At 52.5% G+C, this 24,160-nt stretch carries 23 protein-coding genes; 8 read left to right on the top strand and 15 right to left on the bottom strand.

All coding sequences use genetic code 11. The features are described 5' to 3' along the window. Position 1: 1 nt before the first annotated feature. The 4 genes from OH31_RS07615 to OH31_RS07600 are packed head-to-tail and all read right to left on the bottom strand — an operon-like array spanning position 2 to position 5,000. Positions 2 to 1,324, bottom strand: coding sequence for an MFS transporter (locus OH31_RS07615; protein WP_024930259.1), 1,323 nt, complete (start codon positions 1,322 to 1,324; stop codon positions 2 to 4). Next, complete coding sequence (locus OH31_RS07610; protein ID WP_024930258.1) at positions 1,321 to 2,538, bottom strand: amidohydrolase family protein; 1,218 nt, start codon at positions 2,536 to 2,538, stop codon at positions 1,321 to 1,323. The genes OH31_RS07615 and OH31_RS07610 overlap by 4 nt, the downstream gene beginning before the upstream one ends. Next, complete coding sequence (gene aas, locus OH31_RS07605) at positions 2,535 to 4,670, bottom strand: bifunctional acyl-ACP--phospholipid O-acyltransferase/long-chain-fatty-acid--ACP ligase (protein WP_024930257.1); 2,136 nt, start codon at positions 4,668 to 4,670, stop codon at positions 2,535 to 2,537. Before aas ends, OH31_RS07610 begins: the two co-directional genes overlap by 4 nt. A gap of 24 nt (positions 4,671 to 4,694) precedes the next feature. Continuing rightward, positions 4,695 to 5,000, bottom strand: a complete 306-nt coding sequence (locus tag OH31_RS07600) for a helix-turn-helix transcriptional regulator (RefSeq protein ID WP_019880837.1) — start codon at positions 4,998 to 5,000, stop codon at positions 4,695 to 4,697. Between the two features lie 151 nt (positions 5,001 to 5,151). On the opposite strand from OH31_RS07600, the gene OH31_RS07595 reads away from it, so the two are divergent. Next, positions 5,152 to 5,811, top strand: coding sequence for a PEP-CTERM sorting domain-containing protein (locus OH31_RS07595; protein WP_024930256.1), 660 nt, complete (start codon positions 5,152 to 5,154; stop codon positions 5,809 to 5,811). Here OH31_RS07595 and OH31_RS07590 read toward each other — a convergent pair. Both OH31_RS07590 and hemC read right to left on the bottom strand, forming a co-directional pair. After that, positions 5,808 to 6,575: a uroporphyrinogen-III synthase gene (locus OH31_RS07590; RefSeq protein ID WP_024930255.1), complete on the bottom strand. Its 768-nt coding sequence runs from the start codon at positions 6,573 to 6,575 to the stop codon at positions 5,808 to 5,810. The genes OH31_RS07595 and OH31_RS07590 overlap by 4 nt on opposite strands. Continuing rightward, positions 6,572 to 7,516, bottom strand: a complete 945-nt coding sequence (gene hemC / locus OH31_RS07585; protein WP_201768570.1) for a hydroxymethylbilane synthase — start codon at positions 7,514 to 7,516, stop codon at positions 6,572 to 6,574. The genes OH31_RS07590 and hemC overlap by 4 nt, the downstream gene beginning before the upstream one ends. 192 nt (positions 7,517 to 7,708) lie before the next feature. Here hemC and OH31_RS07580 point away from each other — a divergent pair, with 192 nt between their 5' ends. Continuing rightward, complete coding sequence (locus OH31_RS07580) at positions 7,709 to 8,377, top strand: hypothetical protein (protein ID WP_019880833.1); 669 nt, start codon at positions 7,709 to 7,711, stop codon at positions 8,375 to 8,377. Positions 8,378 to 8,393: 16 nt separating this feature from the next. Here OH31_RS07580 and OH31_RS07575 read toward each other — a convergent pair whose 3' ends face one another. Beyond that, a complete protein-coding gene (locus tag OH31_RS07575; protein ID WP_024930253.1) occupies positions 8,394 to 9,140 on the bottom strand; it encodes a LytTR family DNA-binding domain-containing protein in 747 nt (248 codons plus the stop codon). Beyond that, positions 9,133 to 10,152, bottom strand: coding sequence for a sensor histidine kinase (locus tag OH31_RS07570; protein ID WP_024930252.1), 1,020 nt, complete (start codon positions 10,150 to 10,152; stop codon positions 9,133 to 9,135). The genes OH31_RS07575 and OH31_RS07570 overlap by 8 nt, the downstream gene beginning before the upstream one ends. Before the next feature lie 129 nt (positions 10,153 to 10,281). On the opposite strand from OH31_RS07570, the gene argH reads away from it, so the two are divergent. Further along, positions 10,282 to 11,700, top strand: coding sequence for an argininosuccinate lyase (gene argH, locus OH31_RS07565; protein WP_024930251.1), 1,419 nt, complete (start codon positions 10,282 to 10,284; stop codon positions 11,698 to 11,700). After that, positions 11,700 to 12,410, top strand: a complete 711-nt coding sequence (locus tag OH31_RS07560) for a hypothetical protein (RefSeq protein WP_242402224.1) — start codon at positions 11,700 to 11,702, stop codon at positions 12,408 to 12,410. The genes argH and OH31_RS07560 overlap by 1 nt, the downstream gene beginning before the upstream one ends. Positions 12,411 to 13,020: 610 nt before the next feature. Here OH31_RS07560 and hemW read toward each other — a convergent pair. From hemW to OH31_RS07520, 7 genes are read right to left on the bottom strand one after another with little or no spacing between them, the layout of a single operon-like run. Next, positions 13,021 to 14,229 carry a radical SAM family heme chaperone HemW gene (gene hemW / locus OH31_RS07550; RefSeq protein ID WP_024930249.1) on the bottom strand — a complete coding sequence of 403 codons (1,209 nt, stop codon included), beginning with the start codon at positions 14,227 to 14,229 and terminating at the stop codon, positions 13,021 to 13,023. 60 nt (positions 14,230 to 14,289) lie between these two features. Continuing rightward, positions 14,290 to 16,116: a DNA helicase RecQ gene (gene recQ, locus OH31_RS07545; RefSeq protein ID WP_024930248.1), complete on the bottom strand. Its 1,827-nt coding sequence runs from the start codon at positions 16,114 to 16,116 to the stop codon at positions 14,290 to 14,292. Between the two features lie 10 nt (positions 16,117 to 16,126). Further along, the gene (locus OH31_RS07540) at positions 16,127 to 16,342 is read right to left on the bottom strand and encodes a hypothetical protein (protein ID WP_019880825.1); all 216 of its coding nucleotides are present in this window, start codon (positions 16,340 to 16,342) and stop codon (positions 16,127 to 16,129) included. After that, a complete protein-coding gene (rdgB, locus tag OH31_RS07535; RefSeq protein ID WP_024930247.1) occupies positions 16,339 to 16,962 on the bottom strand; it encodes an RdgB/HAM1 family non-canonical purine NTP pyrophosphatase in 624 nt (207 codons plus the stop codon). Before rdgB ends, OH31_RS07540 begins: the two co-directional genes overlap by 4 nt. 2 nt (positions 16,963 to 16,964) lie before the next feature. After that, positions 16,965 to 17,684, bottom strand: coding sequence for a ribonuclease PH (gene rph / locus OH31_RS07530; RefSeq protein WP_036298898.1), 720 nt, complete (start codon positions 17,682 to 17,684; stop codon positions 16,965 to 16,967). Positions 17,685 to 17,700: 16 nt separating this feature from the next. After that, a complete protein-coding gene (locus tag OH31_RS07525) occupies positions 17,701 to 18,618 on the bottom strand; it encodes a PP2C family serine/threonine-protein phosphatase (RefSeq protein WP_024930245.1) in 918 nt (305 codons plus the stop codon). Then, on the bottom strand, positions 18,615 to 19,550 hold the full coding sequence (locus OH31_RS07520) for a serine/threonine-protein kinase (protein WP_019880821.1): 936 nt from the start codon (positions 19,548 to 19,550) through the stop codon (positions 18,615 to 18,617). The genes OH31_RS07525 and OH31_RS07520 overlap by 4 nt, the downstream gene beginning before the upstream one ends. Positions 19,551 to 19,709: 159 nt before the next feature. Here OH31_RS07520 and OH31_RS07515 point away from each other — a divergent pair, with 159 nt between their 5' ends. From OH31_RS07515 to OH31_RS07500, 4 genes are all read left to right on the top strand, one after another. Then, positions 19,710 to 20,615, top strand: coding sequence for a YicC/YloC family endoribonuclease (locus tag OH31_RS07515; RefSeq protein ID WP_036298894.1), 906 nt, complete (start codon positions 19,710 to 19,712; stop codon positions 20,613 to 20,615). 185 nt (positions 20,616 to 20,800) lie between these two features. Then, a complete protein-coding gene (locus tag OH31_RS07510; RefSeq protein ID WP_024930243.1) occupies positions 20,801 to 22,294 on the top strand; it encodes a circularly permuted type 2 ATP-grasp protein in 1,494 nt (497 codons plus the stop codon). After that, entirely contained in the window at positions 22,288 to 23,232 is a 945-nt protein-coding gene (locus OH31_RS07505) for an alpha-E domain-containing protein (RefSeq protein WP_019880818.1), read from the top strand. Before OH31_RS07510 ends, OH31_RS07505 begins: the two co-directional genes overlap by 7 nt. An 85-nt stretch (positions 23,233 to 23,317) precedes the next feature. Then, positions 23,318 to 24,154: a transglutaminase family protein gene (locus OH31_RS07500; RefSeq protein WP_024930242.1), complete on the top strand. Its 837-nt coding sequence runs from the start codon at positions 23,318 to 23,320 to the stop codon at positions 24,152 to 24,154. Positions 24,155 to 24,160: the final 6 nt, after the last annotated feature.

Genomic DNA, 24,160 nt, shown 5'->3' with positions numbered 1-24,160 from the left:
CTTAGCCTCTCAAGCCACACAGGTAAGCACGCACGGTATGCCAATATTCCGGCTGGCGAAAGCACAGATAAATGGCGACCAGCATATTGACCGCTGCCGTGATGGCAAACAATTGCGGAATACTGATACCCATACCAAACAGCAACACCGAGAAACCAGCCGAAAGCACCATAAACAAAGCATTCATAATATTGTTAGCCGCAATCACGCGTGACTGATAGCCCGCTTCAGCGCGGCTTTGCAACAATACATACAGTGGCACAATATAGAGGCCTCCACTCACGCCAAGCAATGCCACATCAAGCAACATGCGCCAATCATCCATCCCGGCCAGTGCATGCAAAGTCAGTGCTGGATTGGCTAATAACTGTTGCTGAATATTGCTGGCAGTGTTGGCAAAATCCCAGGCGAATAATGACATGCCTGCCGCGCCCAGCATGACCAGACCCAACTCCTGTTTGCCTTTGGAGAGCTTTTCGCACCAGACCGAGCCCACACCCACACCGACCGAGAAAATCGATAACAGGCTAATAAAGTCGCGCTCACTGCCCTGCAACACATTTTTCGCCAGGTTAGGAAACTGTGCCAGCAAGGTCGCCCCAAAAAACCAGAACCAGGAGATGGCCACAATCGCTACCCACAACGTTTGCTGTGCCCAAAACGTGCGCACATTTTTGATGGTTTCGGTGATCGGGTTCCAGTTAATGGTGATTGCAGGCACAGGGGCCGGTGACAACGGAATGCCGCGGCTCAAGTGATAGCCAGAGATAGCAATCAGTAACACACTCAAACTGGTAAACAAGGCATGCTGCTCCAGACTACCTAACCAGGCACCCAATACCTGCCCCAGCAAAATAGCCACGAAGCTACCCATTTCAACCAGGCCATTACCGGCAGTGAGCTCCGTAGGCTGTAAATGCTGCGGCAAATAAGAATACTTCACCGGGCCAAACAAGGTGGAATGCACCCCCATTAAAAATAGTGCCAGCGCCAGCATCAACAAGCTGCGATTTAAAAAGCCGATACTGGCAAACAGCATGATACAAATCTCCAGCACCTTCACCAGCCGGATAATCTGTGACTTTTCATATTTGTCCGCCAATTGCCCGGCCGAGGCCGATAACAGGAAAAACGGCAAAATAAACAGGCCAGGCAACAAAGTGGCCAATGTTGCGCCATCTAATGTGGTCAGGCTGGACGTGTTAAAAGCCACCTGGGTAATCAATGCGGTTTTAAATACATTGTCATTAAACGCACCTAACCCTTGTGTCCAGAAAAAGGGGCCAAAGCGTTGCTGGCTGAGTAAGTTGAATGGATTGGTCATGTTCGCTCAAAAATATGTCTGGTTTCAAAAACAAGAGGAGAAAAGCTTTGGCCATTGATATTCAACAGCCGTTTCAATGCAAAGTCGTATAACAAGGGATGGTGGTTTTTTAAAGTGATTAAAAAAGGCTTGTGTGCCTCACTCAACCAGCCATTTGCAATTAATGTGTTTAAGTTAGTGAGTGGCATGATGCCAGGCAACGGATAGTCCGAACCATTCAGCAGTCTTGGATGCCAGTGTTGTCGCTTGATTAACTCCGGTAAAACCCAGGCATGATTAATCAATGTCGTGGCTGAAATATCGCCATACAACAATGTCTGGTAGTCCGGCGTCTCCATTAAACGGTTGAACAAATCAAAACTGCGGATGCTACGGTTTCCATGATCCATGTCTTGATCCATGCCATCACTTGCGCAATGTGCCAGAATCACCTTCACACCATGATCGAGTGCGCGACGCATTCGAAGTGGATTGCCATATGCCTGATCACCGCCCGGTACAGCACTCTCCTGGCCGGTATGACTAATAATAGGGATGCCTAGACTTGCCGCTCTTCTGTAGAAAGCATCGCATTTGGCAGAGGCGGGATCTATACCCATCCCTGAAGGCAGCCATTTAATGGCTTTGGCGCCATGTGCACAGGCGTGCTCAAGTGCATCAACTGCATCTGGCCTGAATGGGTGAATACTCGCGACCCATTCATAGCGACCTGGTTGCCGTTGTGCAATCGCTGCTGCATATTGGTTAGAAATATGGAAAATTGAATGCTGCTTGAGAATCCTTCCTTGCGCATCATGATGCCAGTCAAACGCAAACAGCATCAGCTTCATACCTGGTGGTAATGCTTGTACCAACTCGTCCATTCGGCTCACTGATGTCACATCGATTTGTGCAGGGTCAGCGCATGTAGCATTCATATAAAATGACTTTTGCAGCTTGAGCTGGGGATGTAGCCACTCATCCATGGCTGGATTAAACCATGTTTCTTTCGATGCATCACCAACCCCGACCAGGTGGACATGAGCATCCCAAACATACTCAGGCCGTATACCTTGCCACAGCACTTTCCAGGTTTCATGGTCGCGCAGTGACACTGGAAAAGCCTCACCGCATGGATGTTTCAATCCACTGTCTGGCACATATTTCCAAGCAGCCTCTGTTAACCCAGCACAGAGTAAGGCACTGCCAGCGATCATAAATTGCCTGCGATTCATGTGGCCGTTTCCGCCATTTGTTTCAAAGTGACATAATCGGTTTTACCGGTACCCAATACCGGGATGTGCTCAACCACGATCAATTTACGGGCGATGGCAATTTCGGGCGAGCCCAAGTTTTTGGCGACAATTTGCAAGTCTTCGCGCTTCAGTTTGGCATCGGTGGTGAAGAGTACAATGCTTTCGCCACGGCTGGCATCTGCCACGGTAGTGGCTGCATGCTGCTGCTCAGGTGCAGCGGTGTTGGCAATCTTTTCAACGACTTCCAGTGAGACCATCTCACCAGCCACTTTGGCAAAACGCTTCACCCGACCTTTGATATGGATAAAGCCTTCAGCATCCACTTCAACGACATCGCCCGTTTCATACCAGCCATCTTTCGGCGCGACCAGCACACCCGGGTTGTCGTATAAATAGTAGCCTTGCATGATGTTGTCGCCTTTCACCGTCAGCAAGCCGCCTTTTTCTATGCCAGGCACCGGGCTAATTTTGTATTGAATCCCAGGAAAGAATTGGCCGACACTGCCGTTGCGGTTGGCCATGGGCGTATTGGCAGCGACCACGGGCGCGCATTCGGTGGTGCCATAGCCTTCAAGAATGCGGATGCCAAATTTTTCATGGTAAATCTTGCGCACTTCTTCGTTGAGCTTTTCTGCCCCGGCAAACACCACGCGTAACTTATAAAAGTCATACGGGTGCGCATATTTGGCATAGTTGCCTAAAAAGGTGCTGGTGGAGAAAAACACCGTGCACCCTTTGTCGTAAATCACTTCCGGGATCAATTTATATTGCAGCGGGGATGGAAACAGCAACAGCGGGATACCGTTGAGTAAAGGTAGCAGCGCGCCGGTAAAACCAAAGGCATGAAACAGCGGCAAGGCCATCATGAATTTATCAGCCGGGCTGAAGTCCAGTGTCGCCAGGATCTGGTGCGTGTTGGCCAAAATACTTTTATGACTGTGCACCACGCCCTTAGGCTTACCTTCTGAGCCTGAGGTAAACAGGATCACCGCCGTATCTTCAGCGGTCACAGGCTCCATCGCCGCGCGCGGGTAAAGCAAGGCGTAACCCATGAGCCAGGCGCGGTCCAACATGCCAAACTGGCCACGCAGATCTTCAAGGTAGACAATATTCAAATCGCTCATTTGGGCGACCGTTTCTTCCAGCTTGGCCGCTTCAATAAACTTGCGCGAACTGATGACCGTGCGGATATTGGCAGCGATGCAGGCGTTGCGCATGCCATCCGCACCAGCCGTGTAGTTAAGCATGGCAGGGATTCTTTTAAAGGCACTCATCCCCAGCACCAGCGCCAACGTGTTGGTGATATTAGGCATCAACACCCCTACCGCTTCGCCAGGCTGGCTCACCTTGGTGGCAATGCGACCCAGCGCCAGGCTACGCTTGAGCACCTCCTGATAGGTGTCCTCAACCTGGTTCATATCCTCGATGATGCGTGTCTTGGCACCGTATTTATCCATGGTGTCGAGAAAAGCTTCAAACAGGCTTTTGCTTTGCTGGGTTTTAAACAGCATATGCTGCATGATGCTGCGCATGGCTTCACCGGCAATGCGGCGACGCTGCTTGGCCGTGAGTGGCGCATGATGCCCATGTTGCTCAATACGGATCTCCGTCGGCGGCAAGATTTTCAGGGTCACGCGTGGTAACAGCTTGCGCGGATGCACATCTGACAAACGGCCAAAATACGACTGGGCGGCACCTTCGACGCGCACCGGCAAGATTTTGACGCCTGTTTTAGCCGCCACAAAACCGGGGCCGTCATACACCTTCATCAAGGCGCCCGTCAGGGTAATCCGCCCTTCAGGAAAAATCACTACGTTTTCGCCCGCATTCAGGCGCTGAATCACCTTTTTCATCGCCAGCGGGCTGGCCGTGTCAACAGACAAATGTGGTGTCAGTTTCAACCACCAGCGGAAAAAAATGTTCTTCAACACGCCGGTATGCACGACAAAGGTCGCGCGCTTGGGCAAAAACAAGCCTAGCAACAAACCATCCAGAAAAGACTCATGGTTGGCAATAATCAACAATCTGTCTTCCTGCGGCACATTCTCCAGCCCGGTGACACGCACTCGGAACAACAGACGACACACACCCCTTAATACACTGACCAACATGGTTTGCTCCCGGTTAAATTCTTTTTATATTTCGTCTTTAATATAGTCCAGCACGTTTTGCAGTGCCTGCTGCATGAATGGCTGATTGACCCAAAAATAAACTTCGCGGCCGATCTTTTCACTCTGCAAGGCACCGCCTCGTTCCAGTACTTTTAAATGATGTGTCACTGCGGTACGACTCAACTGCGAGCCCTCCACAATTTGCAGAATGGTGAGCCGCTCGTTTTTTTCGAACGATAGCAAAATCCGTTGCCGATGGGCATCACCCAGTGCAACAAATAGCTCGGAAATGGCATTCCAGGGTTCTGGAACTTGGGTAACGGTTTTCATATAACTAAATAATTAGTTATTTAGTTTGTTTTGTCAAGCACCATCATACAATTCTGTTTTGGCCATGGACTAGTCTGCGCTTCACCAAAGCATCATCCAACCTTGGCGCGTGCCCTATTACACTGCAATGCCGCATGTAAAGGAGTGTGAGATGTTACGCCTGTCAGTATTGTCCTGTCTGCTTGCCTGTTTGCCGTTGGCGAGTCACGCCAGTGCAGAAATCAGCCTGGCAAGCACGAGTTGCTCCGGCGACATGACGCTGTCATCAGGCAGTGGGATCTCATTAGCCTGTACTGGGAACCTGAGCCTGGATGGCGGCTGGCTAAAGTCTGACAGCCTGATATCACTGTTCGCCAGGGGTGACCTGACACTCAACAACCTCAGCCTGTACGCGCCGGAAATCACGTTATCAAACTTGACCGGCACCCTGACAATAGGCAGCAACGTCCTGCTCGACATCACGCCCGCAGTCGCCAGCGGCGCTATCAATATCAGCAGCGGCTTGCCCAAGCCGGTTATTGCGTGGCAAAGTTTTGATATTGGTTTGAATCCCGGCGCGATCATCACAGTGGGTACGGGTAACGCAAGCGTGATAAATCGCGTCATGGGTCATAGACCCGACTTGGCCGGCAGCTTGTCTCTCACATCCGCACAGAGCCAGTTATCACTCAATGCATCACGGCTAAACCTTATCAATAGCGCAGGCATCAATGTGTCTGCGGTGCCTGAGCCTGATAGTTACATGCTGCTGCTGACAGGCCTGGGGCTTATGGCTTGCAGACGCAAGGCCAAACAGACCGCAAAAAACTAGCCAGCGATAGGCGAAAGATGAGTTTGCAGCAGACTGAGCATGGCGACATCGCCAGACTGGTCTGCGCTGAATGCGGTCAAACCGGATGCACGCGCCTGCTCGGCAATGCGGGCATGATTAACGAATAAAGGAGTGGCTTTTAACCAGTCGCCATCACCAGCCAGCGCCAGTAAAAAACGCAAGGCTTCGGTGCTAGTGACAACGATGCCATGTAATTGGCCTTGAGCATAAGCTTGCTGCAATCGTTGGGCGCTACTTTGCGGATTCACGCGGCGATAGCATTCACCAAACACCACTTCAGCGCCGCGCTGCTTCAGGGTATCCGCCAGCAATTCACGCCCACCGACGCCACGCACAATCAGCACCCGCTGCCCTTGCATGTACTGCAACTCAGGCAGCGCCAGCAAAGCTTCGCTATCAAAGCGCTCACTCGGTGTCAGCACCTCTGCAATACCATAGCTTTGCAAACTGGCAGCGGTGGTTGGGCCGATAGCGGCAAATTTGAGCGATGGCGAAATACCTGCCTGTTGCAGCAAAGGCATGCCATGCTGCACGGCATTTGTACTGATAAACACAGCCCAATCAAACTGGCTGAGTGGCGTGACCGCCGCATGAAACGCGGTCAGATCTTCCAAGCCTTTGATATCAAGCAAGGGAAAAGAGATGACTGAACCACCCGCTCCAGTGATCGCCGCAGTGAGCTTGGTGGCTTGCTCGGGTGGACGCGTCACCGCGATATGCACCCCAGCCAAGGAGAGTGTCATTTGACGCCGTCCAGTGTGGCCAGGATTTTATCGGCACCGCGTGAGACCAGTTGCAGAGCCAATTGCTGGCCGAGTTTTTCTGCATCAGCCGCATTGCCGGTCACGCTTTCCTTCAGCATCTGCTTGCCATCGACGCTGGCGACAAACCCTTGCATGGTGATGGTGTCGCCCTGCTTGGTAGCATAGGCGCCCAGCGGCACCGTACAACTCCCAGCCAGCGCACGACTGAACCCTCGTTCAGCTTCCACGCACAATTGCGTATCCACATGATTCAACGGCGCCAACACTGCCATCAGGTCACTGCGGTCAGCATTGATTTCGATACCCAATGCGCCCTGGCCCACGGCCGGAATACTCTCTGCCGGGCTAATAAAACTTTTGATACGATCGCCCAGCTCCAGGCGAATGAGCCCAGCCGCCGCCAGGATAATCGCGGCATATTGGCCTTCATCCAGTTTGCGCAAACGAGTTTGCACATTGCCGCGCAATGACTCGATTTTTAAATGTGGGAAGCGCGCCTGTATCTGGCTTTGACGGCGTAGGCTGGAGGTCCCCACCACGCTGCCATCAGGCAGCTCTTCCAGGCTGGCATAGTCGTTAGAGACGAACGCATCGCGCGGATCTTCACGCTCACCGGTGGCGGTCAGCACAAAACCCTCGGGCAAATGCATGGGCACATCTTTCATACTGTGCACAGCCAGATCCGCACGGCCATCGGCCAGTGCATTTTCAAGCTCTTTGACGAATAAACCCTTGCCACCAATGCGTGACAAGGGGGAATCCAGAATCTGGTCACCGGTGGTCGTCATGCCTAAAATACTGACATCACATTGTGGATATAAAGCCTGCAACCTGGCTTGAATATGCTTGGCCTGCCACATGGCGAGTGCGCTTTCGCGTGAGGCAATGACAAGCTTGGCTGGCGGATTAAATGTACTCACAACGATATTACCTATGATGGATTTAGGGCTGTATTTTAACACGTCATCGCCACACTTCTGTGCCCCTTACGCACCAGGCTAGCATGAACCTTTTGTTCGCCAAGCCAGTCGGATTGAGTTATGCTGACGTCTGCATAGCAACCCGAAGTGGCTAGAAAAGTCGCTATTCAACGATAAAATGGAGGACTATCCATGCAATACCAACTTGAAATTTTTCTTTCTTCTCTCAATCAGTTCTGGGTCGAATTGGTCCATTTTGTACCCAAATTACTTGCCGCCATGGTCATTCTGTTTTTTGGCTGGCTGGTCGCCAAAGCAGTCAGATTAGGCGTAAAACGCATTCTTGAAATTTCACACTTTGATACCTTTGCGCAAAAGTCCGGCCTTGAAGCCTTTATGCGCAGCGCCAACTACAAAGTTACCTTAAGTGGCATTATCAGCCAGGTCATCTATTGGCTGGTGATCTTGCTATTTGTCATCACCGGTGCCAACTCACTGGGCCTGACAGAAGTCGCTTCATTGCTCAAAGAGCTGGCCAGCTACCTGCCGCATATTATCGTGGCGATTCTGGTGGTCATTTTCGGCACCCTGTTTGCACGCTTTATCAACCGCCTGGTGTTTGCCTGGCTGCATAGCATCAAGTTTGAGCAAGCGCTGATCATCAGTACTTCAGCCGAATATTGCATCCAGATTCTGGCGATTTTCATTGCACTGGAACAACTGGGCATTGGCATGCAATTGATACATTCACTGTTTGTGATTGTATTTGGTGCTGTGTTCCTGGCGCTGGCGATTGCCTTTGGCCTCGGTGGCCGTGACTGGGCTGCCAAGGTCATTGATCAGGCGCAAAAGAAGAAGTAATGAAAAAAGGCCACCGTCAGGTGGCCTTGATCACATGTTGGTGACGTCGACTAACAAGTAATGTCTCCGGAATGCCCTTGATTAATACCACCCACGCCGTTTCTCCAGCCTCTTCGCCTTCCGAAATCCCTTGCTTTTCAAACCCGCTGATGGCCGCACGTGCAACCAGTGCATTGCGGTGTATGCGCACAAACTGCGCCGCATAGATTTGCTCCAGCTGGTTCAATGAGGTTTCGAGCAAGTAACTTTTGTCACGCGTGCGTACCGTCACATACTTCAACTCGGCCCGCAAATAGAGCACGTCTGCGATGGGCACCAGCAATACTTTGCCACGCTCGTGGATGCTTAGATGGTTGTGCGTTTCCTGCAACGGCTGCAAAGCTTGTGACTGGGCGGCTTGCAGGGGCTGCGCTTTGGCTAGGGCGGCGGCCAGGCGCTCACTGCGTATCGGTTTGAGCAAATAATCAATGGCATTGAGCTCAAATGCCTGCACGGCATAATGGTCATAAGCCGTGGTAAAAATGAGCTTGGGCGGCTGTGGCAAGCCACGCAGGTGTTGCGCCAGCTCAATGCCATCCATCATCGGCATACGGATATCCACCAGCACAATATCCACCGACACCTCTTGCAATATGCTGAGTGCTTCGACACCATTGGCAGCCTCTCCCGCCACCTCATAGCCACCGACATCCCCCACTAAATCACGTAGCCGCTGCCTGGCCAGTGGCTCATCATCGACGATTAGCAAACGCGGACTAGCCATGCATCATCTCGGACAACGGCCGTGTTGGAATCACGATTTCGACGATATAACGCTGATCTGCTTCGTATTGGCGCAACTGTGCTTCTAGGTCGTAGTGCAAACGCAAGCGTTCACGGATATTTTTGAGCGCCATTTTATTGCCGCCAGATTTATCACTACGGGGCGGCAAAGGATTACTGATACGTAACAGCAAACTCTTACCGCTAGGCTTGATTTCAATATGCACCACACCGCCTTGCGACTGCGGCTCTATACCGTGATAGACGGCGTTTTCGAGCAAAGGCTGCAAAATCAGTGGCGGAATCATGACTTCCGGCGGAATATCCTCTAATTGCCAGTCGCATTGCAGCCGCTCATCCAGTCGCAGCTTTTCAATATTCAGGTACTGCTGACACAAGGTGATTTCTTGCGACAAAGGCACCAGGTCACGGTTATCTGCCATCAGCACACGAAACAGCTCGGCCATATCTTCCAGCGCAGTCTCAGCGCGCTGCGGCTGGCTGCGGATCAAAGATAGTGCAGCATTCAGGCTATTGAACAGGAAATGGGGGCGGATACGTGCCTGCAAAGCCTGCAAACGGGCCTCGGCAATGGCGGGCGAATAAGCCCGCTGTAACAGATCGAGATAATATAAACACACCAGCACATCGGCCACACACAGCAGCATCACCTGCCAATATTGTGCGGATGTGAATGGCAAGATCCAGCGCTGGTATCCATAGGCAGACAAAGCGGTGATGCCTATCGCCAGCAAAAAGATCACCAGCAAGGCCAAGCGATAAGGCCAGCGGTTGATCACAGGATACGCCAATGTGAGGGCGCCCATCACCAGCAGCAGTGGCGGCAACCACTGGCTGCCAATCTGCGCCAGGTCATTTAGCCATGACGATACGCTCCAACCCGACTGGCCGTCATACACCGTGAGCAATGCCAGCAAACACAGATGCAGCAACAGTACACGTAAGTGTATGCCCAGATTGCGGAAATTGGGGATGCGGCTACTTTTACGCACGGCGTGATGTTCGTTTATAATGTCGTGCCAGCATCATAAGTATTAAGTGCCACGGGCGCAAGCCGCGACCAGTGGGCAATTTTCAAGGTTCAATTTGAAGGTGCAAATTTTGGCAGAAAGAATTTTGCTTTGACAACTCAGCAACCCAACACACAATCTTCGCTACACCAAAAAGACCAGGCATGGTCTGGCCGCTTTAATGAGCCAGTCGCCGAACTGGTCAAACGCTATACCGCCTCCGTCGATTTCGACAAACGCCTGGCTGCATTCGACATTCAAGGCTCGATTGCCCACGCCACCATGCTGGGCACACAAGGCATTATTTCAGCGCAAGATGTAGAAGATATTAAACGTGGATTGGGTGAGATTCTGGCGGAGATCGAAGCCGGTCAATTTACATGGTTGCTGGATCTGGAAGATGTACATCTGAACATTGAAAGACGCCTGACCGAGAAAATCGGTGATGCCGGCAAACGCTTGCATACCGGCCGCTCACGTAACGACCAGGTCGCGACTGATGTGCGTCTGTGGCTGCGCAGTGTGGTCGACGACGCCATCGCCGGTATCCGCGCGCTGCAAACCTCGTTGCTGGATTTGGCCGAACAAAATGCCGCCACCATCATGCCAGGCTTTACCCACTTGCAAGTGGCGCAGCCAGTGACCTTTGGTCACCACCTGATGGCCTATTTTGAAATGCTCAACCGCGATGCCGAGCGTTTTGCTGATGCGCGCAAACGCATCAATCGTTTGCCATTAGGCGCTGCTGCACTGGCGGGCACAAGCTACCCGATCAAACGTGAATTAGTAGCAGAATTACTAGGTTTCGACAGCGTCTGCCAGAACTCGCTGGATGCCGTCTCTGATCGCGACTTCGCCATCGAATTTAATGCAGCCGCCTCATTGCTGATGATGCATTTGTCGCGTTTCTCTGAAGAACTGATTTTATGGATGAGTCCGCGATTCGGTTTTATTGATATTGCCGACCGTTTCTGTACCGGCTCCTCCATCATGCCACAAAAGAAAAACCCGGACGTACCAGAGCTAGTGCGCGGTAAAACCGGCCGCGTCTATGGGCATTTGATCGGCTTGCTGACCCTGATGAAAGGCCAGCCATTGGCCTACAACAAAGACAACCAGGAAGACAAAGAACCACTGTTCGACGTGGCTGACACCTTGCTGGTGACCTTGCAGATTTACGCCGACATGCTGCGCGGCATCACTGTCAAAGCCGACAATATGCGCCAGGCGGCCTTGGAAGGCTTTGCCACCGCCACCGACCTCGCCGACTACCTGGTGAAAAAAGGCATGCCGTTCCGTGACGCGCACGAAGTGGTCGCCCACGCCGTCAAAGCTGGCGTGGAATCAGGCCGTGACCTGGCCGAATTCAGCCTGGCTGAGTTACAAGCCTTCAGCAATACCATCAACGACGACGTGTTTGAAGTGCTCACCCTTGAAGGCTCTGTTGCCAGCCGCAACCACACCGGCGGCACCGCGCCCGAACAAGTGCGCCGCGCCATCGCCCAAGCCAGGCAGCAATTAGGACGCTGATGCCCCACCGCCATCATCCACCGAGTAAGTGCAAATCACACCCGGTAATGATGGGGCTGGTGTTAGCCATCAGCCTATTAGCGACCCAGCCCACGCAAGCAGCGCTTGGCATCGCCAACTCCAAACACGAACAAGCCATGCTGTGGCCACTGTTGCCAGGTGAAAGCGTCAACAGCCTGGCCGCCAAACTTTACCCGCAAAGCCCGGTGCTGCAACAGCGCTTTGTGCAGCAATCCATCACCCTCAGTCGGGGCCGCGGCATTCTGCTACGCCCGGATGAGCGCAGTGAAACCGCACAACTCATTGCCGTGCCCAATGCCCAAACCTTGCACACCCTCACCCACCGTATTAAAAAAGCCGATGAAGTCGACACCGACGCATTTGTCACACCGGGGCTGGTGATGAGTGTGCAACTCACACAAGCATCGCAGCAAAACGCGACCGGGTGGCATTTGCCCAAACTGGGCCTGCCAGAAGGACTCTCGTTAAAAGGGTATTCTTTTTCTGTGTCGAATTTAACCGGGCGAATTGCAGTCGCAAAGTCACATATTGTGGAAACCTATCAGGCAAATGCACGGGCGATTGCGCGGACGCCAGTGAAGAAGCTTTATCAAACACCGCAATTGGCGGTGATTGTGGCGAGTGCGATCTTGTTGCTGGTGTTGAGTTTAGTTTGGGGTGTTTTGGAAGAGTGGCAGTCTAAAAAGTAATTCTTATAGATACTCGTCACTTATGTTTTCGCCTTTAGGCGAGTCACTTTCTGATGCTTGCCCCTCAGAAAGTAACCAAAGAGGAGGGCACCCAGCCATCACGGCCTTCGGCTTCCTTGCGTTGCTCGGCAAAGTGGGCGTCCATCGAAACTCGCCCTAGCGGCTTGCACACCCCGCAAGCCACCGCGGAACTCGAACAGCCGATGGCCGACATCCCCCACTTAGTCTCCGCTACTCAGCGTGATGGAATGGGATTCATCTCGCCAAACTCACATCGCAGAAATGCCGACGGTTCAAAAACCAGATTCTTTTATTAAACCCGCTAAAGGATGGCGCTCTCTTGGTTTTCGGGGTCCCCATCTGCCGCGCCGAGCAACGCAGGGTTGGCGGGAGTCTTCGGCCATCGGCTGTTTGAGCTCCGCAACAAGCCACGTCTTGTGTGGCTTGTCAGGGCGAGTTTCGATGGACGCCCGCCAAGCCGAGTAGCGCAAGGAACAAGCGGAAGCTGGGGTGCACTTTCTTTTGGTTACTTGTTCTTTGTGCAAGCAAAGAAAAGTAACTCGCTGTAAAAGCGAAAAACAACCTTTCAAACGCCTACTACCACCAGGAGTTAAGGCAAAAACATCCCCAATAACTCATTCAAAAACCTTTGCCCCTTTAACGTCGGCGCAATCACCCCGCTCTGCTCCACCAACAACCCTTGTTGCTGTGCTTCCTGCAAAGTAGATTGGATACTCCGTAACGGCAATCCCGTGCGCTGCTGAAATAAATCTGCTTCCACCCCATCCACCAAGCGCAATGCATTCATCATAAATTCAAACGCCAAATCCTCGCGGCCAATCTGCCACTCCCTATCGACCATCTGGCCTTTGGCCACACTCTCCAGATATTTCTTAGGATGCTTATGTCGACTTTGGCGGATAATTTTGTCGTGAAAACTCAGTTTGGAATGCGCACCGGCGCCTATGCCCAAATAATCCCCAAACGTCCAGTAGTTGAGGTTGTGCTGGCACTGCCGTCCAGGCTGTGAAAAACCAGAAGTTTCATAATGTTGATACCCATGACTAGCAAGCACCTTCTCAATTTCCTCTTGCATGGTGGCGCTGGTATCGTCATCCGGCAAGCTCGGTGGCGTACGGTGAAACGGCGTATTGGGCTCCAGCGTCAGGTGATAAAACGACAAATGCGCCGGTTTGAGCTGGCAAGCCGTTTCGGCATCTTTCAATGCATCTTCCAGGCTTTGCTCCGGCAAGGCATACATCACATCCAGATTCACCTGATCAAAGGTATTTAACGCCAATTCTGCCGCCGCCAGTGCTTGTTCGCGATCATGAATACGCCCTAGCGCTTTAAGATATTGCGGCTGAAAACTCTGGATGCCCAGCGAAACCCGGTTCACACCTGCCTGCCGATAGCCTTGAAAATTAGCGATATCCACCGTGCCTGGGTTGGCCTCCAGCGTCACTTCCGCGCCATACTCCAGCGGCGTCAGCATACGTACATGGCTCAAAATCTTATCAATCGCCTCGGTTGAAAAAATGCTGGGCGTGCCACCACCAAAAAACACACTACGGATCTTGCGCCCCCATACCAATGGCGTGGCCTGCTCGAGGTCAGCAATCAATGCATCCACATAAGCAGTCTCTGGGATTTCCTGGCGAGCCTCATGCGAATTAAAGTCGCAATAAGGACATTTACGTACACACCAGGGGATATGGATATACAGCGAAAGTGGTGGTGGATTGGTGAGGCCGCTGAGCGTGACATCTCCTTGCAGAGGTGCTTCACTCAAACTATTGGCAGGGTAAATCGGGATCATGCTGACATTTTAACTCGGAACCTTCCCGTTGAAGTCTAACGATCCCTAGATCGGGGTCGATTAAGTCATTTCTTCTAAAACTAACAAAAACGCATCCCCATACTTCTGCAATTTCGCCTGCCCTATCCCGCTAATCTGCCCCATTTCATCTAATGTCTGCGGCTTGCGGTTATGAATTTCCAGCAGTGTACTATCGTGAAAAATCACATAAGGCGGCACGCCCTGCTCCCTTGCCAGTTCCAGCCGTTTGGCTTTAAGGGCTTGCCAAAGCGGGTCATCGTTGGCACCGGCAAAGGCTTCTTTGGCGCGGGCGCTGCGCTCGGCTTTGCTCATGCGTTTTTCGGGTTCGGCGTCGCGGCGTAGCCAGACCTCCTGCTCGCCTTTAAGCACTGGCCTTGCAGCTTCAGTCAGTTTTAAACCACCATACGCCGCCATGTCGGCCTCAAGCATGCCAGCCGCAATTAGTTGGCGATAGACACCGCTCCATTGGGCTTGATTGAGGGATTTTCCTATACCAAAGGTGCTGACTTTGTCATGGCCGAAGCGCTCCACTTGCGGAGTGAGTTTGCCGGTGAGCACATCGATTAAGTGGCCAACACCGAACCTCTGACCAGTGCGGTAAACACAAGAAAGTGCCATTTGCGCGACTTGTGTAGCTTGCCAGGTTTCAACCGGGTGCAGGCAGTTGTCGCATTGCTCGCAAGCGCCGGGATGGCTTTCGCCAAAGTAGCGCAGAATGGTTTGATGTCGGCAGGCGGTGGATTCACAGTAGCCGAGCAAAGCATCCAGCTTCAGGCGTTCAAGCCGTTTGCGCTCTTCGGAGGCTTCGCCGCTATCGAGCATTTGCCGCATAGAGACGACGTCGCCCATACCATAGACCATCCAGGCATTAGCGGCTAAGCCATCGCGCCCGGCACGGCCGGTTTCCTGGTAATAGCCTTCCATGCTTTTTGGCAGGTCTAAATGGGCGACAAAGCGCACGTTGGGTTTATCTATGCCCATGCCAAACGCAATCGTCGCCACCATGATAATGCCTTCTTCACGCAGAAAGCGGCGCTGGTGATGCTCACGTAATTGCGCGGGTAAGCCAGCGTGATAAGGCAATGCAGACCAGCCTTTTTCGACTAGCCAGGCGGCGGTTTCTTCGACTTTCTTACGCGATAAACAATAAATGATGCCAGCGTCGTTAGCATGCTCACGCTCCAGAAAGGCCTGCAATTGTTGGCGCGCATTATTCTTGATACCGACGTGGTAACGGATATTCGGCCGGTCAAAACTGGAGACAAACTGGGCGGCGTTTTCGAGGTTGAGCTGACTGATGATTTCGGCGCGCGTGGGCGCATCGGCCGTGGCGGTGAGCGCAATACGTGGCACTTGCGGAAAGCGCTCATGCAGCACAGTAAGCTGGCGATATTCTGGCCTGAAATCATGCCCCCACTGAGACACGCAATGGGCTTCGTCGATGGCAAACAGTGCCAGGCCCACATGCTGATGCACTTCGTCGAGCAGGCTTAAAAAGCTGCCGACCATGAGCCGTTCGGGGGCGACGTACAGGAGCTTTATGTCACCTGCGAGCACTTGACGCGTAATGCGGCTATTGTCTTCTGCGCTTAAACTGGAGTTTAAAAAGGCGGCGTTGACGCCTAATTGCTGCAAAGCCTCAACCTGGTCTTGCATGAGGGCGATCAGCGGTGAAACAACAATGGCCAGGCCTTCGCGTGCGAGGGCAGGAATCTGGTAACACAGCGACTTACCGCCGCCCGTAGGCATCAGCACCAACGCATCGCTCCCGTCGATCACATGCTCAACGATGGCTTGCTGCTGGTGGCGGAACTGGTTATAACCGAAAACGTCGTGAAGGATTTGCTGCGGTGAGAGACCTGCCATATTGGCAAGCCTATAGCTTGTTGTAAGGATTAACCAGCGTATCGACGAGCGCATGCAACGCAGCACGCATCTGCTCTTCGCTGACTTCCATCAGCAAACCGTCTTCCATGGCATCCTGCGCGATTTGCTTGAGTTCATCAAAATTTTCGGCCATGACTTTGACCTTTTCGGTGCAGGAGACCACCGAACCGTCATCGCGTACCCATTTTGGCCATTCGTTTTTCATACACTGACTCTTTCCAAGGCTTGCAGCAATTTTACCAAAGCCTGACCGCGATGGCTCATGCGGCTTTTCACTTCCAGCGGTAATTCGGCAACCGTTTTACGGGTTTCAAGGTCCATAAATAGCGGGTCATAGCCGAAGCCTTCTGACCCGCGAAATTCGCGCAAAATTTCTCCACGCCACAGGCCATCGGCAATAATCGGCTGCGGATCTTGTGGCGAACGCACCAGCACCAGCACGCTGTAAAAATACGCCTGGCGCTCGCTGATACGTGACAATACTGTGAGCAGTTTATCGTTGTTTCGTTCATCTTGCGTGAGCAGGCTATTGGCCGGTTGCGGCCCGGCATAGCGCGCCGAAATCACACCTGGCGCCCCTTGCAAGGCATCGACACACAGGCCAGAATCATCGGCCAGCGCGGGCAAGCCTGTGTGCTGGCTGGCATGGCGTGCTTTAGCCAAGGCATTTTCAATAAAAGTGCCATAAGGCTCAGGGCATTCCGGCACATTGAATTCGGATTGCGACACGATGTCGATATTCAGCGGCGCCAGCACATGCGCAATCTCGCGGATTTTGCCTTTATTGCCAGAGGCAATGACCAGTTTATTAAATGGCAAGGCCATGGTTATTTTGCCAATGCCAGGGTTTGCAGTTGGCCCAGCTCATGAATGCCTTTGGCAGCCAGGTCCAGCATCTGGTTCATGGTATCGCGGCTAAATGGCTCACCTTCGGCCGTGCCCTGAATTTCAACAAAGCCACCGTTGCCGGTCATCACCACATTCATGTCGGTATCGCAGTCTGAATCTTCGATATAGTCGAGGTCCAGCACTGGCGTGCCCTGATAGACACCGACTGAGATTGCTGCCACGGAGTCTCTGATGGGCGTTTCGGTGAGCAGGCCTTTTTGCAGCAAGGTGCCCACGGCATCTACCATGGCGACATAAGCGCCGGTGATGCTGGCAGTACGTGTACCGCCATCGGCCTGGATGACGTCACAGTCAAAATGGATGGTGCGCTCTCCCAGCTTTTGCAGATCAATCACCGCGCGCAGGCTGCGGCCAATCAGGCGCTGAATCTCTTGTGTGCGCCCGCTTTGCTTGCCGCGTGCGGCTTCGCGGTCCATGCGGCTACCTGTTGAACGTGGCAGCATGCCATATTCAGCCGTGACCCAACCCTGGCCTTTGCCCTTCAAAAAACCAGGCACTTTTTCTTCTACGCTGGCAGTGCAAATCACGTGCGTATCGCCAAATTTCACCAATACTGAGCCTTCAGCATGTTTGGTGTAGTGGCGGATAATTTCGATGGCGCGCAATTGGTCATTCGCGCGCTGGCTTGGTCTGATCATGGTTTACAACTTCCTGTTATTTAATATGTTGCCGGGTTCTGCCCAGCGCTTCCTGTATTTCGGCAATCGCCTTTTCAATTTCATCATCGGTCAAATCCAGCGCATATTGGCTGGGCGGGGCCGTGGTTTCGTTCATCATGGTGGTGGTGACGTCTACCGGTAAATCCAGTGTTGAAATCGTCAGCGGGCTGGTCACACGCTGTCCCCACTGCAGAGCAATCGCGCTCATATTATCGCCGACGGTAATACTGGCGGCATCAGCATCATCCAATAAGCGGTTCACGCCATCGTTGATATCTGCGGCCAGCATATGTTGCGCCATGCTGATATCTGGCACGGTGTTCCATACACCATCCGAGCACAGCATGATGACATCGCCTTCGCGCAGCGGGATCGGCGCCGCCAGCTCTACTTTGGGCGGGCGCTCTCCACCTACGCAATTATAAATTTTATTACGGTGCGGGTGATGATCCATCTCATCTACCGTAATTTTGCCTTCTCTTAATAACGATTGCACGACTGAGTGGTCCTCGGTCTGGTATTCGACCAGGCCGTTTCGATAGAGATATAAGCGGGAATCACCCACATGGGCGCAAAACAGTTTGTTGTGCTGGATCAGTGCGACGACAATGGTGGTGCGTGGCGATTCCAGCAAACGTTTTTGCAAACGCACATTTTCGATCACATCATGCGCCCGGGCAATTTGCTCACGCAAAAACTGCGCAGGCTGGGTAATCAAAGGCTGCGACTCACGCTGAAAGGCTTCTATCGTGGTTTTCACCGCGATTTCGGCGGCCACATCCCCATGCTGGTGTCCGCCCATGCCGTCAGCCAGCACCATGAAAATAGCATGCCGGTGGTAAGAATAGGCCAGCCGGTCCTGATTGTAAGGCCGCGGCCCCTGGCGGCTACCTTGTGCAATGGTGAATTTCATAGCGGTTTATTCAATACCTTGATGATTTTATCCACCAGCGAACCACGAGGATCTTCTACCACGCGGATGCCGATCATTTTTTTCTGTAATGAGAACACGCTTTGCGGCCGTAACAGGTAGTCCAGCTGCATGCATTCATCAATAATCGCCAGTAATTTTTCAGAGTATATCTGTTTACCGAGCTCAATCGCAGGCACCAGCGTATCATCTTTCAGCCGCACATTGGCCGAGATGGGCGATGCGCGTTGCAAGCAGGCATACATGCTGGCACCTATGCTGTAAATATCACTCCAGGGCCCCAGGTGCTTACGGTCTATGTATTGCTCCGGCGGCGCAAAACCCGGTGTGTAAGTCGGCGCCAACGTCACCTCAGACAAGGCCTGGCGCGCTGATCCGAAGTCCAGCAGCATGGGTGAGCCATCCAGGCGGATATAAATATTGGCGGGCTTGATATCCAGATGCAGCAACTTGCGCGTATGCACTTCACGCAAGCCATTGAGCAACTCCACAAACATGCGGATCAGGAAACTCTCAGGCACCGGCTGCGACAAGGCCATGATGTAATCTTGCAGCGACTTGCCGCGCTCATACTTCATGACCATGTAAACGGTGTTGTTGGCACGGAAGAAGTTTTTCACGCGCACAATATTTTTGTGCTCAATATTGGCCAGCGCCAGGCCTTCTTCAAAAAAGCACTTCATGCCATGTTTGTAGGCAGCTTCATTTTTGCCATTGGAGCGGATATGCGTATGCTCGTCACGCTCAGCCAGCGTCACTGGCATATATTCCTTGATGGCGACGGTATTTTTTTGCGGATCCTGCGCCAGATAGACGAAACTGAACCCGCCCAGACTCAGCACCCGTGTAATGGTGTAGTCATGCAGCGCAGTGCCGACCGGCAAGGCAAAATCGAATTTATTAGAAAGCTTCACTAGCGCTTTAACGTCACAATCATGGCTTTTATTAAGGGAAACGCCGAATTAAGTGGCTTGCCGTCTCTGCCATCAAACCGGGTTTCTTTTATCTGTATGCTATTTTCGCATATCGATAGCGCATTTGATACAATCGTCCAGTTTGCCCGGAGCGCGATAATGACTGCCAACAAAACCACAGAAAAAGAAACCAAAAACGCACACCCCATTTTAAGCATGACCGGCTTTGCCGCAAGTGAAGCCCGTTTTCCGGGCGGCCTGTTGCTGATCGAACTGCGCGCAGTGAATCATCGCTACCTCGAGCTCAACGTCAAAATTGAAGACAGTTTGCGCCAGTTTGAAGCGCTGATACGCGAACAACTACAAACCCGGCTCGGCCGTGGCAAAGTCGAATGCCGTATGAGTCTCAAAAGTGACAACGCAGCCACTACCCTGGCGCTCAACCCGGCCATGGTGGCGCAAATTGCACAAACGCTCAAAGACCTGCAACAGCATTTTCCGCAAGCGCAACCGATCAACCTGGTCGATGTCTTCAAACTGCCCGGCGTCTTGCAAACCGAAGCGGTGGATGCCGAAGCCATGGCACAAGGCGTACAAAACGGCCTGTCACGTGGCATTGATGAACTGATTGCTGCTCGCCAGCGCGAAGGTGAAAAGCTCAAACAGGTATTGCTCGATCGCCTGCAAGGCGTGCGTGAACAAATCAGCATTGTTAAACCTCTGCTGCCGACGCTGGTGAGCCAATACCAGGAAAAACTGACCGCCAAGCTGCAAGAAGCCATGCAGGCCGATGACGACCGCGTGCGCCAGGAAATCGTGCTTTACGCGCAACGCATTGATGTGGATGAAGAGTTGGCGCGCTTGCAATCCCATATCACCGAAATGGACCGCATCCTCAATGCCGGTGGCGCCATGGGTAAGAAATTGGATTTCCTGATGCAGGAAATGAACCGCGAAGCCAATACCCTGGGCTCGAAATCGGTGGCCATCGAAACCACACAAGTGTCTATGCAACTAAAAGTGCTGATCGAACAAATGCGCGAGCAGATTCAGAACATCGAGTAAGCGGCTTAAATGTAAAACAGCACTGCACCAAAATCGTGACGCCAAAACGCACCGCAATGGTGCATTTTGCTTTGGTAGCAACAGCTAAAAAACAATAACAATATGATTTAAAACACTATTCTTTGCTGGCACACGGCTTGCTCTTATTTAATTGAATTTTACAAGTAAGGCAAAGGTCCAGCATCATGACGCAATCGGCCAAACAGTTTTTTGATGAAATGCAGGGCTATGGGGGCAATGTACGTGCCATCTATCAGGCGTATAACCGCTGGTTAAGCGATGTACCGACACAACAGCTGGCGGCCAAGCGAGCGGAAGCTGAAGTATTGTTCCGCAGGGTTGGGATTACGTTTAACGTCTATGGCGAAGAGGATGGTGCCGAACGTTTGATTCCGTTTGACGTGATTCCGCGCATGATCTCCGCCAGCGAGTGGGCACACCTAGCCAAAGGCGCCGTGCAACGCGTGCGCGCACTGAATATGTTTTTGCATGATATTTATCATGAGCAGGAAATTATCAAAGCAGGCATTGTCCCGCACAGCATTTTAAGCAACTCACAATACCGGCCGGAAATGGTAGGCGTCAATGTGCCTAACCAGGTGTATGCACATGTCGCCGGTATCGACCTGGTACGCACCAGTGAATCACAGTTTTATGTGCTGGAAGATAACTTGCGCACCCCTTCAGGGGTGTCTTACATGCTGGAAGACCGCAAAATGATGATGCGGCTGTTTCCGGATTTATTTAAAAAATATCCGATTGCACCGGTCGAGCATTATCCACACGTATTACTTAATAATTTGCGCTCGGTGGCCCAAACAGGCGTCACTGATCCGACCGTGGTACTGCTTTCACCAGGCGCTTATAACAGCGCTTACTTTGAACATGCCTTCCTCGCCCAGCAAATGGGCATCGAACTGGTGGAAGGCCAAGATTTGTTTGTCCGCAATAACGCCGTCTACATGCGCACCACGCAAGGCCCGCAAAGGGTGGACGTGATTTACCGCCGCATCGACGACGACTTCCTTGACCCTCTGGTGTTCAAGCCCGACTCCCTGTTGGGCGTGCCAGGTCTGCTCTCCGTCTACCGCAATGGTGGCGTCACATTAGCCAACGCCGTGGGCACCGGCGTTGCTGATGACAAGGCGACGTATGTGTACGTGCCGGAGATGATCAAGTTCTACCTGGGTGAATCTCCCATCCTGCAGAACGTGCCTACGTATCAACTCAGCAAGGAAGATGATCTGGCCTACGTGCTGGATCATCTGCCCGAGCTGGTCGTGAAAGAAGTCCAGGGTTCCGGCGGCTACGGTATGCTGGTCGGCCCCACTGCCAGCAAGCAGGAAATTGAAGAATTCCGTTTACGCATCGTCTCGAAACCAGCCAATTACATTGCGCAACCGACATTGGCCTTGTCGACCTGCCCGACGCTGGTAGATCAAGGTATTGCACCACGCCATGTCGACCTGCGCCCATTTGTACTCTCGGGCAAAACAGTCAGTGTCGTGCCAGGTGGCTTGTCGCGCGTGGCGCTCAAGGAAGGTTCACTGGTGGTCAACTCCTCACAAGGTGGCGGCACTAAAGACACTTGGGTGCTGGAGCGTGATGATGTCTGTGTAGAAACCTCGCAGTCGCAAATGGCTGCCCAACAAACAACGCAAGAGGCTGTCATATGTTAAGTCGTACCGCAGATCATTTATATTGGATGGCGCGTTATATCGAACGTACCGAAAACGTGGCACGCGTACTGGATGTGACTTACAACATGTCGTTGCTGCCTTCCGACAGCAGTAATGAAGAAGAGCTGTGGGATACGGTATTGGAAATTGCCGGTATCCGCGATATTTATGACAAAACTTACAAAGAACTTAATGCCGCCAATGTGATTAAACATCTGGTCATGGATAGCAGTAATCCTTCCAGCATCTACAGCTCGTTGCGCAGCGCACGTGAAAATGCCCGCGCTGTGCGCGTGGCCATGACCACCGAAACCTGGGAAAACATGAACACGCTGTGGCTGGAGTTTGGCCAATATATCAAGCAGGATCTGACACAGACTGGCTTGAGTGAGTTTTGTGAATGGGTCAAAAGTCGTTCGCATCTGTTCCGTGGCGTGTGCTTTGGCACCATGTTGCGCGATGAAGCATTCAGCTTTGTACGCCTGGGCACCTTTATGGAACGTGCTGACAATACCGCGCGTTTGCTCGATGTAAAGTATGAATTTTTAATCCCCATGCAGGAAGCGAATGACGGCGCGGTGGATTATTACGAATGGAGTGCCGTGCTGCGCTCGGTGTCGGCTTTCCAGGCCTACCAGAAAGTTTACCGCGATGCGATTGAACCGATGAAAGTGTCTGAATTGCTCATTTTGCGCGAAGACATGCCACGCTCACTGCATGCCTGCTACGCCGAAATCATGCCGATTTTGCGGCAAGTGGCTGGTAGCCGCCAGACTGAAGCCGAGCGTCTGGCAGGCCAAATGCATGCCAGGCTGCACTACGGCCGCATGCTGGATATTTTGAAAGATGGCGTACACCACTTTTTGGATGAATTTATTCTGGCCAACCGCAAACTCGGTGAAGAAATACAACGCAATTTTTTAAGTGCGACGGCCTGACAACGACAATAGATTGCCATGAACCCCCTCATGCGCAGACTGTTTAACACAGCGCTGCGCTTTTTCACTTTGGCACACCACACATATGCTGCTCAATATTGAACACCAGACCCACTATGCTTTCAGTGACATGGCGCAATACACTATTCAGCAATTGCGCCTGACGCCACGCAATGGTCACGGGCAGCAGGTCAAGCATTGGCAGATCAAGGTCAACGGGCAGCTAGCTGCGTTTGAGGATGCCTTTGGCAATCTGGCGCATACCCTGGTCATCGACCAGCCGCATAATGAATTGCTCATCGCCGTATGTGGCGAAGTGGAAACCGGGGTTGCAAGCACCCCGCCTGAGCACACACTCCCATTAGACATTTACCTGCGTGATACGCCCCTCACCCAGGCCGATGCCGCCATGATTGCATTTGCCAAACGCTTTGCCGATGCGCCACTGCCAGACATGATGCAGGCTTTGCGTGCGCAGATGGAGTACATCACAGGTGCGACCCAGGTCGACACCTCGGCAGCCGAGGCCTTCAGGCTTGGCAAAGGGGTTTGCCAGGACCATGCGCATGCTTTTATTGGCTGTTGCCATAGCCTGGGGCTGCCCGCACGTTATGTCAGCGGTTATCTGTTCACCGAAAACGGCAACCTGATGCAAACGCATGCCTGGGTGGATGTGTGGCAACACGACCAATGGCTCGGGCTGGATGTGTCTAATGGCACATTGGTAAACGAAACGCATGTCAGATTGGCTACTGGCCTGGACTATCGCAGCGCCAGTCCGATCACGGGTTCGCGTATCGGCGGCGGCACAGAGGGCATGGCGAGCATGGTCAGTGTCAACCAGCACGGCGGCCTGACAGAAAAACAGCGCGAGCAGCATAAACAACAGCTACGACAGCAGGCACAAAGTGCGCAGCAGTAGCTTGTC

The sequence above is a fragment of the Methylophilus sp. OH31 genome (assembly GCF_000576615.1).
Classification (GTDB): Bacteria; Pseudomonadota; Gammaproteobacteria; order Burkholderiales; family Methylophilaceae; genus Methylophilus.
The sequence above is the reverse complement of the archived record's forward strand: the minus strand, read 5'-3'. Positions and strand labels throughout refer to the sequence as shown.